General features: G+C 69.9%; 9 protein-coding genes. 5 read left to right on the forward strand and 4 right to left on the reverse strand.

What is annotated here, in order from left to right; translation table 11 throughout:
* Positions 1 to 16: 16 nt before the first annotated feature.
* The 3 genes from WMF19_RS40055 to WMF19_RS40065 all read right to left on the reverse strand — a co-directional run bounded on the left by WMF19_RS40055 (position 17) and on the right by WMF19_RS40065 (position 4,625).
* On the reverse strand, positions 17 to 1,420 hold the full coding sequence (locus tag WMF19_RS40055; RefSeq protein ID WP_437895191.1) for a DUF4150 domain-containing protein: 1,404 nt from the start codon (positions 1,418 to 1,420) through the stop codon (positions 17 to 19).
* The gene (locus tag WMF19_RS40060; protein ID WP_437895192.1) at positions 1,417 to 2,490 is read right to left on the reverse strand and encodes a DUF2169 family type VI secretion system accessory protein; all 1,074 of its coding nucleotides are present in this window, start codon (positions 2,488 to 2,490) and stop codon (positions 1,417 to 1,419) included. Before WMF19_RS40060 ends, WMF19_RS40055 begins: the two co-directional genes overlap by 4 nt.
* Before the next feature lie 224 nt (positions 2,491 to 2,714).
* Positions 2,715 to 4,625, reverse strand: a complete 1,911-nt coding sequence (locus WMF19_RS40065; RefSeq protein ID WP_437895193.1) for a type VI secretion system Vgr family protein — start codon at positions 4,623 to 4,625, stop codon at positions 2,715 to 2,717.
* A gap of 256 nt (positions 4,626 to 4,881) precedes the next feature.
* Here WMF19_RS40065 and WMF19_RS40070 point away from each other — a divergent pair, with 256 nt between their 5' ends.
* The 5 genes from WMF19_RS40070 to WMF19_RS40090 all read left to right on the forward strand — a co-directional run bounded on the left by WMF19_RS40070 (position 4,882) and on the right by WMF19_RS40090 (position 10,278).
* The gene (locus WMF19_RS40070; protein WP_437895194.1) at positions 4,882 to 7,035 is read left to right on the forward strand and encodes a DUF2169 family type VI secretion system accessory protein; all 2,154 of its coding nucleotides are present in this window, start codon (positions 4,882 to 4,884) and stop codon (positions 7,033 to 7,035) included.
* Between the two features lie 698 nt (positions 7,036 to 7,733).
* Complete coding sequence (locus WMF19_RS40075; RefSeq protein WP_437895195.1) at positions 7,734 to 8,531, forward strand: hypothetical protein; 798 nt, start codon at positions 7,734 to 7,736, stop codon at positions 8,529 to 8,531.
* Positions 8,532 to 8,587: 56 nt separating this feature from the next.
* On the forward strand, positions 8,588 to 8,740 hold the full coding sequence (locus WMF19_RS40080) for a hypothetical protein (RefSeq protein WP_437895196.1): 153 nt from the start codon (positions 8,588 to 8,590) through the stop codon (positions 8,738 to 8,740).
* Between the two features lie 518 nt (positions 8,741 to 9,258).
* Complete coding sequence (locus tag WMF19_RS40085) at positions 9,259 to 9,498, forward strand: MbtH family protein (protein WP_437895197.1); 240 nt, start codon at positions 9,259 to 9,261, stop codon at positions 9,496 to 9,498.
* Between the two features lie 267 nt (positions 9,499 to 9,765).
* Positions 9,766 to 10,278 (forward strand): hypothetical protein, encoded by a 513-nt coding sequence (locus WMF19_RS40090; protein ID WP_437895198.1) that lies wholly within the window; start codon positions 9,766 to 9,768, stop codon positions 10,276 to 10,278.
* A 42-nt stretch (positions 10,279 to 10,320) separates the two neighbouring features.
* Here the strand turns inward: WMF19_RS40090 and WMF19_RS40095 are convergent, their stop codons facing one another.
* Positions 10,321 to 11,163, reverse strand: a complete 843-nt coding sequence (locus WMF19_RS40095) for a PfkB family carbohydrate kinase (protein WP_437895199.1) — start codon at positions 11,161 to 11,163, stop codon at positions 10,321 to 10,323.
* Positions 11,164 to 11,511 lie beyond the last annotated feature (348 nt).

Below are 11,511 nucleotides of genomic sequence, written 5' to 3' on the forward strand. Positions count from 1 at the left end.
GATGTCTCCCTCGACCTCAGTAGCGACCGCCCGGGCGCATGCCGGTGCTGAGCGCCTCGTACTGCGGGCTCCCGTCCACGGCCGGCATGATGGTGGTGCGGCCGAGCTGCGCGCGGTCAACCCCGGCGAAGCCCGCCTGCACCGCGGCGCGGATCTGCGCCTCGCACTCCCGGCGGAGGTTGACGACCTGATTCTCCGAGAGGTCGATGATGCTGCCGATGGCGGTCGTCCCCGGCGGCGTGCCGTTCACGCCCAGCTGGGCGATGCTCGCGTCCACGCCGTGCGCCTCCCAGTGCTCCGAGCCGTCGTCGCCGGCGTTGCCCTGGAGGCAGATGGCGGGCCCGTCGCCGAATGACGGGAAGTTGGGGATGCGCTTCATCCCCGCCTCGCCCTCGGCCCTCGTGCCATAACGAAGGGTGTAGTCGGGCACGATGTGGTGCGCCTGGTAGCCGGGTTCGCACGTGCCGCGGATAGTGCTGTATGGGCCGACGTTGCAAGGCCGGTCTCGCTCGCGCGTCACGCGCACGTTGCCCGCTGCGGCGGCGAGCCGCGCATTTTCCTCCTGTCGCGCGCGCTGCGCCCGCAGGCGCTCGGCGTTCTGCCGGATCTTCTCGGCCGAGGGCCACGGCTGCCTCACGAGCTGCTCGAGCTGCTCGGGCGTCATCTGGCGGAAGTCGACGAGGGTGCCCGCCTTGAGCGAGAGCTGATTGTTGGTGCTATCTACCTGGTTCCAGTACCAGCCGCTCGATCCATACGCGGCACTCCGCTGGTCGGCGCTCATCTGGCCATAAAGGTGCTGATCGATGCTCCGGGCGAACATGCCTTCATTGCCGATGTAATACTGACCGGCCATCTCCCCGAGGCCTGCTCCCAGCGCACCGAGGCCGAGCAGCGCGTTGAGCCTGGCGGCCGCCCCCATGGGCCCCGCGGCGGGCGCGCTCCCCGGCGTCGTGGCCGTGCCCGTGTAGGCCCCCGTCGTGTCGAGAAAGGCGACCTGGACCGGGCGGTCGCTGGCGCTCATCACCCGCGTGTCCCGCACGAAGATGAGCTTCCCCTCGGTGTTGCGGTCGTTCATCCACCAGGCGTCGTCGTGGCGGATCGCGTTCCTGCCCTCGATGCGCACGGTGGGCGAGTAGGTCTTGGGCTCGCAGACGCTGCCCACCGTGCCCGATTTGACCCCGAGCCCGCTGCCCGGCTCGTCACCCTGGCACGTCGTCACCTTCGATCCCATGTTGTGCGACCGATCGCCGGTCTGCAGCACGGTGGTCGCGGTGTCCACGGCCGCCTGGTTCTGCCTTGCGTAGATCGAATAAGGGATGGGGACGAGCGCCGGGCCGACCGGCGTCTTGCAGACATCCGGGCAGGTCGAGACGATGATGCCTTCGCCTATGTCGCGGCTGCCCTCGCGCGGGATGCTCATGCGTCGCTCCCCGGGCTCACGAGCCCTCGCTCGTCACACCACGGCAGCGCTGCGGCCTCTTCGAGGCTCGCGGCAGCGAGATCGATACGATCGAAGCCCTGCAACATGGCCACCCAGGCGCGCCAGGTGAGCTGGACAGACCAAGGCGGCTCGCCGCGGACATCGATGTGCATGCCATCGAGGTGGAGGCGCACCGGGACGCGGCGCCCCCGCTCCCACTTGAACCAGGCCCAGAGCGAGTGGCCGGGCAGCGTGAACGCGAGCGCGCCGCCCCCCGGCGTGAGGCCCTGGAGCTCGACGCGCTCGTCGCCGCGGAGATGGCCGGGCAAGACCAGGCCGGGGTGCGCGGTCTGGTAGAAGCGATAGTCGAAATCGGCGGGGAGCTGAGGGTGGCGAGTCGCCAGCCAGGCGTCGTCGTAGGTGCCGGCGAAGCGGCTGCGAAACTGCCACCAGGGCGGCACGGGCCCGAAGCCCTGCGGTTCTGGCCGCGCCGCCGGGTCGCCCACAGGCTCGGCCTCGCTGTCGATGGTGGGCGCGGGGTAGGCGCGATCGGCCGGCGTGTGGCGGCGATCGAGGACGCCCCGGCCGATGGGGTTGCGCGCGTCGACGTTGCCCTCGGGATCGCCGATGACGACGCCGCCGGCGGCCGATCGGTAGTCGATGGACGCGCGGGCCGCCGGCTCTCCCGTGGAAAGCCGAAACCCGCCGGCGTCCGGCTCGAACGCGCGCGGCGCATACGCCCTCAGGAAGCGCGTGTATTCCCCGACGCGCGCGCCCACCTGCCAGACGTGCGCGGCCACGCCCCCGGGGGCGTGGCCATCAGCGAGGAGGGTGACGTCGGCCGCGGGCTTGAAAGGGATGAGCAGGCCGACCCGGAGCATCGGTGTCGCATGCGGATCACCCTCGTACTCGTCGGCGAGGATCAAGGATTGATCGGGGGCGATCGACAGCCGGCCTTCGGGCGAGAGTAGAAGCGTGCCCCTTGCCGCGACGACGGCCATGGCTGCGCCGTCACGGTGCTTCTGCTCGAACCCTAGCGCGGCGAAGGGGGTCGCGTTGGCGGCCAACATGGCTAGCGGCGGTGGACGGCGACGCGGGTGCCGTCGATGAGGTGCGTCGCAGCAAAGGCGGTTCGATTCACGGCCAGCATGGCACTGCTCAGGTAGGATCGATGACGAACTCGATCTTGGTCCCTGCACGGACACCAAGAAGGACGACACCGGACGGGACGCCGCGGGATGTGGCTCGGCATGAAGCTCCGGGCTCGAACCGCTTTCTGCGACCGCATTCAGGGCTAGTTGAGATCGATCGGATCGCCGAAGACCTGGACATGCTCGCTCCCATCGACCAGGATCCTAACGCCCTTGAGCGTGATGTTGCCGTCCTTGTCCATCACGAACTTCGATTTGCCGCACGTGATTTCGATCTTCTCCCCGACGTCGATGGTCTGATTCCGGCCAATCTGCACTACCTCGTCGACACCCACGGCGCGGGCGCGGATCATCCCCACCGCTTCGCGCAGGCTATTCAGCACGCTCTTCGTGGCGTTGTTGCCGACCGTGACGTCCTCGTTGTGGCCGATCCCCGTCGTCCGGTCGCGGCCGATCGTCGTCTCCTGATCGTTCTTGACCAGCTTGTGGAGGTCCTTCTCGGCTTGCATCCTGACGAGCTCGCTACCGGCCTTGTCCTCGAACATGATCTCGTTGTAGCCGTACGTGGACGGGCTCGAGTTGCTCTTCCAGCCGCTCTGCGTCTTGTTCATGGGCAGCGAGTAGGGCGTCTTCTGGAGGTTGGTGTACACGCGGCCGACGATGATGGGCCGGTCGGGATCGCCGCCGAGGAAGTCCACGATGACCTCCTGTCCGATGCGCGGCAGGTTGGTCCCGCCGAAGCCGGCGCCGCCCCAGGGCTGGCTGACGTGGATCCAGCACGACGAGTCGTTGTTCATCTTGCTCTCGCGGTCCCAGTGGAAGTGGGCGCGCACGCGGCCGAACTCGTCGACGTGGATCTCCTCGCCGGGCGGACCGACCACCGTGGCGCTCTCGACGCCCTGCGCGCGGGGCTTGCGCGTGCGCAGCGGCGGTCGGTAGGGCGCGTCGGCGCTCACGGCGACGCAGGAGTGCTCCCACTCGGCCGGTACCTCGCCGGAGAGCTGGGACTCGAGGACGAGCAGCTTCTTGTCGGGACCGAGCTCGCTCTTCGGGTGCTCGAGGAACGAGAGGACGGCGCCCGGTGCGGGATCGATGACGTTGGTCTTGAACACGATCTCCCGTGCCGAGGCGCGCTTCGCCTCCAGCCGACGCTGAGCGAGCGCCTCGCCCTCGGACTCGTCCGCGCGGTACTTGCCCTGATCGTCGGCTGTCGGCGAGCTCTCGCCCTTTTGACTTTCGAACAGGAACGCGCCAGGCACATAATGGAAGCGCTCCAGCTGATCTTCCACGGGGCCGGCGCCGGAGGCGGTGGCCAGGAGCTTGTAGTTCGCGGGCCTCCGGTGGTCGTGGTCGCGCACCGTGTACTTGCCGGGTCGCAGGCGGCGGCCGACGACGACCTTGGTGACGTGCTCGCGGTCGGCGTCGGTCGGGTGATCGCGGTAAGTGATGGGCATGCGGGCGACGTTCGCCTGGGGGCGGTCGTCGAGGACGAGCCGGCTCTCTCCGCCGTTGTCGAAGTAGAAGCTCACCCCGGCGTCCTCCAGCATGCGGCTGATGAAGGTGTAGTCGCTCTCGCCGTACTGGACGCGGTACTTGCGCTTCTTGTACTCGCCGGCAAGCCGCCGCGTGGGGGAGATGCCCCACTCGCCGAGGAGCTGCAGCACGATGTCGACCTCCGACTTGTGCTGGAACATGCGGTAGTTGCGGCGCTGGGTGGCGAGCCAGAGCCGCGGGACCAGGGTCAGCTCGTAGGTGGAGAGGTAGCGCTCCTCGACGGCCACCTGCTGGAGGTGACTGCACAGTCCGGACCAGACGCGGGTCTGATTCGCGTGCGCGGTGAAGGTCATGGGCTGGCCGATGACGGCTTCGAAGTCGATATCGGGGTCGTCCGATACGGCGACGATCTGGACCTCGAAGAGCGAGGACATCCGCTCGGTGGCCTGGAAGCGACGCACATCGAGCATGTCGCCCGACGCGATCTGCGCCTCGACTCGGTAGACCCCCGAGCTCAGTCCGGTTCCCTTGTTTCGCATGCTCGGGTGCGTGTCGGCCATGGGCATTCCTAGCCCGGTCTACCCTGCGCTTGTAGAGCGGACAGCCGATGCTATCCGGCAGCCATCCCTGTCCGCAAGAGGGGCCCGCGCGCATTGTACGCTCAGGGCTCCGCCAGTGCGGCCGTTCAGACGGTCGAACGCCCACACATTGACGCCTCGTGTTGATGGTTGCAGTATCGCCGGCGGAGTGAAGGTCGTCTCCCTTTCGCAGCTCCCCGTTGGCCTGGTCGTGTGGCAACCCCATCCAGGCGCCTGGATGCAGACGTTCGTCTGTAAAAGCACGTTCAAGCTGTACCCCGGTGTGTGTGCCCTCGCGGCCGAGCAGGAGCCGCTCCAGCTATCCGACCGCCACTGGCGCGACGACGCGTGCTGGAGTCTCTATGCGGCCTCCGACTTCGTCCCCCACCGCGCCCGGGCGGACGTCGTCCTCGTTGGCCACGCCTTCTCGCCCAACGGCACGGCAGTCCGATCCCTCACTGCCCGCGTGATCGTGAATGACATCGACAAGGCCATCGAGGTCTATGGAGCTCGCAGCTTCACGCAGCACGGCGTCCTCGATCAGAGCTCGCGCTTCACCAGGATGCCGCTGCTCTGGGAGTACGCGGGCGGCGGCCCCGGCACCTCCAACCCCGTCGGCATGCCCCCCCATGCTCGCGACATCCACGGGCGACGCAACCTCCCCAACCTCCAGCGTCCAGGCGTTGTCGTCATCGGGCCGGACGACGTCATCGAGCCCGTGGGATTTGGACCCGTTGCCTCCGGATGGCCCACCCGCCGGCAGAAGCTGGGGCGCTACGCGGCCACGTTCCCCGGCAACGACTGGCACCGCCAGCCCCTGCCCCCGGACCTCGACGTCAGCTACTTCAACGCCGCGCCGGTCGACCAGCAGACCACCGCGCTCCGCAATGACGAGCGGCTCATCCTCGAGCATCTCCACCCCGAGCACCCGCACCTCGTCACGAGCCTCCCGGGGCTCCACCCCCGCGCCTACGTCGACCGCCCCGGCGAGCCCTCGCAGGGCGTCGCCATGTGGCCCGATCTGCTCTGGATCAACACCGACCGCTGCATCTGCACGGTGACCTGGCGCGGCCAGGTCCCGCTCCGAGAGCCGCAAGAGGCCGGGCAGATCCTGGTCGCGCTGGAGGGGCCTTATCAGACCCTCGTAAGTAACGACAGCGAGGGCGTGGCCAGCAGTTCTGGAGTGGGGATCGCGAGCGGCCGGGCCGGCGGCGGCGCGATGAGCGAGATCGGGCTCCAAGCGCCCTACGACCAGGCGCACGATGGCGATAGCGCCGTGCACAACGAGGATGACCCTGAGGTCTGCACCCTGCCGTTGGACGTGAATCAGGATCTCGCCGTCTCCCGGCCGGCCCTACCGTTCGCCACAGTGCCCGCGGGCCAACCTGCTCCCCCGTCGAGCCCGGCGCAGCGCCTCGCAGTCCCCCCCTTCGTGCAGTCCGCGCCGCCGGCGGCCGCGGTACCCCCGTCGAGTCGGGCACAGCACCTCGAGGCCGCGGCCGCTGCGTTCGTTCAGGCCGCGTCACGAGCAGCCGCGGTACCCACTCCGGCAGCCGCGGCGCAGCCGCCCGCCGATGCGCCCACTGCCACCAGCGCGGCTTCACTGGTCGCCGCGAAACCCGCGTTGCCATTCGTGCAGGGCGAGCGAGCTGAGCCTGCGCTACGTCACCAAGCAGAGTCTTCGCCGCGAGGGGCGGAGCCAGCAGAGGCTCCTGACAAGGTGCTGCGTCCGCCGCTTGTCGCGATCCCTCCAGCGCTGTCGCCTGCGCTGCACGCGCCGCCTGCGCCTGAGCGCGATGCGAGGTCTCCGCTGCTGACGGCAAAGGAGCCCGCCCCTCCTGCCATGCTCGGCCCACTGGCGAGGCCAGACATGGGGGCGATGGAGCCCTCGGCAGAGGAGGCGCCCGAGCCTGACACCCAGGCGAAAAAGCCTGGTCCGCTCCCCGCGCCGGAGGAGCCCGCACCGCCTCTCGCGGCCTACCCCATCGAGCGTTGCGCAGTCATTGCGGCCAAGCTCGCGCAGCGGCCGGCGGACTGCGACACCATCCTCAAAGCGGAGAAGCTCACGCCGAAGAATTGGCAGTCGCTGCACGAACAGTGGCTTGACGAGATCCAGGACGAGATCGCGCGCCGGAAGAAGAAGCTCCTGTCAGCGTACGACGCGGCCTACGTGGCGGCACTCGAGAAGGAGCGCGGGCCGATCACGGCGGGCGAGTACGCGCAGCTTGTGATCTCGGCCGAGCAGGGGCAGGGCCAGGCGGCACTGGCCGAGCTGGGCCTGCCGGATGAGTCGATGATGCGGATCCGGCGGGTGTGGCTGGAGAGGATCGTGAAAGACAAGAAGGCGGCGGCAGCGGTGCGGGCTGCAATGCGCAAGGCGGACGAAGCTTGAAGGCGGGCGCGCTGAGCGGCGGGAGCTTCTAAGGTAGGCACAACGCATGGGCCTGGGCCCTCCGGCTCGACCGGAGCCCATCGTACCCATCAAGAGCACGTTATGCCCCTCCGCGGCGGTGATGTTGGGGTGGCCTTCGCCGCGTCGCAGGGCTTCTCGGACCTCGCGAGGTCGTTGACCGAGCGCGGCGCGTCGTCGGCCCGTTGCGCTGCCAGGGGTCGGCGGTACCCAGGCCCCGGCAGAGCCAGGACGAAGCGGACCGTGCCGACGTGGCTCGGCCTCCGCGGCTCTCCGCGTCTGTCCTACCTCGGTGCCTCGTCTATGCAGCCTGCTACTGTCGGCGCGACCTTGCTCGCCCCTTCGGTGCCGCCGACAGTCCGAGCAGCCGACCGATCGCCTCGTGAACCACCCGGGCGGCCTCTATATCACCGAGCGCGACAGCGCGGCTCAGCGTGCGGGCGAGCGAGTCAACCAGCGCAGATCGAGGCGACGGGTCGGCCGGCGCGAGCTCAACACGTCCCAGGCTCGCCAGCTGGGCCCACGTTGGGCCTGCGACTTCCGAGGGGCTGCGATCCGTCGTCACGCTCCCCCGAAATCTCGACGAAAGTGACGGAACGCGACGGTTCGGCACCGCATATTCGTTCCGCGAGCACCCCGAGCTCGCGCCCCTCTGGCTCGCGACGCTCTTCCACCTCGAGGTGCCGGCGCACGCCTCGGTCGGGGTGGTCGAGTCGTCGCTGGATCAGCTCATCCCGGTGGAGTTCCGCGCGGATCTGGTGCTCGAGCTTCGAGACGCGAGCGGCGCGCTCGTGCTGGCGATCGTCATCGAGGTCCAGCGCGACATGGATCCGGACAAGAAGTTCTCGTGGCCGACGTACGTAACGCTCGTGCGCGCCAAGAAGCGCTGCGGCACGGTCGTGCTCGTGATCGCACCGGACGCCGGCGTGGCCGCCTGGGCGGCGGAGAGCATCGACCTCGGCCTGGGCCTCGGCCATGTCGAGCCGCTGGTGCTCGGTCCGGCCGTCGTCCCCGAGATCACCGACCCAGCCGAGGCGGAGAGGGACGCGGAGCTGGCCGTGCTCTCGGCGGTGGCGCACGGCAATGGGCCGAACGGGTTCGCCGTGCTCCAGGCTGCGCTCGATGCGCTTGGTCGGCTCGACCAGGAGCACGCCATGGTCTACTTTCAGGTCATCTGGAGCGGGTTGCGTGAGCCCATGCGGCGGGCTCTGGAGGCGTTGGTCATGGAACGGCAGATCGAAGACGAGGCGAGGTTTCCGTTCGTGCGGGAGCTCATGGATCGCAGCGAGCTCAAGGGCTTACGTGAGGGCGAGCTCAAGGGCAAGCGGGACACGCTGCTGCGGCTGCTTGCGCGCGCAGGGATCGCGGTGGCCGCGAACGAGAGCGCGCGCATTCACGCATGCACGGACATCGCGACCCTCGACCGCTGGATCGATAACGTCCTTGGGGCGAAGACGGCCACCGACGTGCTCTCCTGACTGGAACGCGCGGACCGCAAAGACAGGCGAGGAGGCCCTCTCTCCTGCGCGCCGCCGTGGAGGCGGGCACCTGCCAGTTGCTCGCCGTGGACCCGAGGAAGGCGAGCCCGTTCGACCGCGGCCAGTTTGTTCTTGATGAGATCACCGCGACGCTCGAGTGGCTGTTCGACGAAGGTCGACGCTCGATTGCCACTCTGAGCTGGACCTGAACCGTCCGTATCACGCCGCCATGCCCTGCAGCCGGCGGAGACAAGGCGCGCTCGACGTGCGCCGACGCCGCACCTACCGCCCTCGTCAACGCCGGTGACCTCGTAGGCGGATACGTCGCTCCGTGAAGGCGAAGCCATCGGCGCCTACCGCCATAATGATGGCTCGGTCCTCTCGGTCGCTTCCTTCGTACCTCCGCAGGTGTGCCACGCTAGCGTCGGCCGCCTCGCCCAGCAAGCAGCGCGTGACTGAACGTCGATGTGAACCACCGGTGGCTGCGCGCACGACAAGACACGGGCTGAGGCTCCTGGCCCGTTCCCGCGGCGTGAGGCGTCGATCAATGAGGCATCGGCTCGCTGGCGCGATGTCGTGACACGGGCATCGATCCCGGCGTGATGCCGTCTCGGGCGGAGACGGCCTGATCCTGCGATCCGCGCTCGGAAATTCCGGCTCGACGGCGCGGGGGCCGAGGTTATGGTGCGACCCCGCAGCGCAGTCGGGCCGACCCGTGGAGGGGAAGATGGACCAGGAAGAGCGGCAGGACGTAGCCACCTATCGCGTCGTCGTCGATCACGAGAAGCAGTACACCGTCTGCCCTGTCGAGCGCGCGATCCCCCGCGGGTCGCGGGAGGCCGGCAAGCAGGGATCCATCATGGAGTGCCTCGCCTATATCGAGCAGGCATGGGAGCGCCTGCGCGCCCCGGCGGAGGGATGCGCCCCGGCGGAGGTCGCCCGAGCGCGCGCGGAGTGGCTCTCCTGACGCCGTCATGATGCGAGGATGGCGGCGACGGGGGCGACGTGGCCATGAAAGCGGAGTCTGTGCCGTTCGCCCGGCAGCCTGCTCAGGCCGGACCGGGGTGGCTGGACCAGGAGCACGCTGGCTGGACGGAGGTCCTTGCGCCATGGGGGCCTGCCGAAGCGTGCCAACCTGGGCCAGAGGGGAACTCCAGCGGTCGACGTAGCTGCCGGAAACAAGGCAAGGAGCGCTGCGGAACGGCAGTTGCTGAGGGCAGGCCCGGAGGAGTTGATGCGTCACCTCTCTCTCGTCGGTGTTGCCCTCGCTGTGCCCCTGTTCATCGGCTGTTCCTCGCACGTCGACCTCGACGCGGAGAGCGCTCCAGCGGGTGGCGCCGGCGGCGCGCCGAGCGGGGAGACGGTGGTCTCGCCCGGGTGCCCGAGCGAGGTGCTGATCGAGTCGACAGCGTGTCCGGAGATCGGGAAGATCTGCACGTACACGACGGGCGATTGCGCTCTCGCGTTCGAATGCAAACCCAACATGGGCGATCCCGACGATACCCAGAACAGCTGCGCAGCGCGGCCGGCAGCCTGGCTCAAGACGGAGCAATCGGCGTGTGGTGGATGCTCCGGGGCCGACGCGCGCTGCGTCCCATGTGAGGGCGCCAGCCCAGGCGAGCCGTGCGATGCTGTCGGCTATGTTTGCGAGGCCGAGTCTGGGAGCGTCAACTGCGGTCCAGCGCTGCGCTGTCAGGACGACAAGACATGGGCGGTATCACAATTCTACCCCTGGTGCTGCATCTAGGTAACAAGCGCCAGGATACCGCCCCGCAGACGTGGCTCTGAGTCACGGCGCGACGAGGCGGATCTGCGTCTCGAGCGGATCGATCCCGCCCAGCACGGCGGCGCCGTGCGGTCCGGCGCGGCGACAGGCTTCCTCGACCGGGAGGCCGTGGGCGAGATAGAAGGTGAGCGCCCCGGCAAAGCTGTCGCCGGCGCCGTACTCGCCGAGGACGCGGGCGGGCGCGGGCGGCGCGTCGACCAGCGCGGCGCCCCCCGGGCGGAGGACGCGGACGGGGCGCGGCCCGTCGGTGAGCACCAGCGCGCCGGGGCAGGGGTCGTACGCGTCGAGCGGGGCGTTCTCGCGCGGATCGGAGGCGCTGCCGATGACCACGTCGGGCGCGATCGCCGCCGCCCGGAGCGCCGCGCTCCTGCGGGCCGTCACCACGAGGCGGCGCGCGGCGCGCGCGAGGCGCAGGCTCTCGGGGTCGGCGCCGGTGAAGTAGACGGCGTCGCAGCCGGCGAGGATCGACCACGGGAGCGGATCGGTCGCGGCGGGCTGGAGCGGGGCCCCCGTGACGATGATGGTGCGACGGCCCTCGGCGTCCACGACGACGACCACGCGCGGGTGGTCCACGGCGCGCACGGCCGCGTGGACGTGCACGCGCCCCGGCGCGACGCGGATGCGCTCCTCGACGGCGCGCGCCGCCGCGTCGCGCCCGAGCGCGGTGAAGAGGTGGATCTCGGCGTCGCTCCGGCAGAGCTGCGCGAAGGCGAGGCCGCCGCCCCCGCCGGGCAGGAAGCGCGCGTCGAGCAGGTGAACGATGTCGCCCGGCTGAGGGACGCCCTCGGTGCGGCCGAGCGTCACGTGCTCGACGTGCCCCACGACGGCGATGCGCGGCGCTGCCATGTCGCTCGACATAGCACGGCGGTGCCGCGCCGCGCGGGCGCGTCCTGGCCGTCGCCCGGCCGGAGCACGCCCGCCTCCCCAGCCCCCCGCGCCGCCCGCCATGCCGGGCGGCGCCCCTCGCCGGGCATGGCCGGCGGCGCGCGCGGGAAAAGAGGCTCGGTGTCTGTCAGAAGACGGACGGCCGCGGCGTAGGAACGGGGGTGGCCGGAGAGCCACACCTGATCCGCGTCGCAGCGCGCTCCTGCGCGCCGGTGCCAGCCGCCGTCGCGCGCTGGTGAACGGAGGCGCACGCGCGACGGCCGCGCGACACGCGACGCGCGACCCGCGGCGGAGCGCTGGCCGAAGGGC

This window comes from Sorangium sp. So ce124 (assembly GCF_051525235.1).
In the GTDB taxonomy this organism is placed as follows: domain Bacteria; phylum Myxococcota_A; class Polyangia; order Polyangiales; family Polyangiaceae; genus Sorangium; species Sorangium atrum.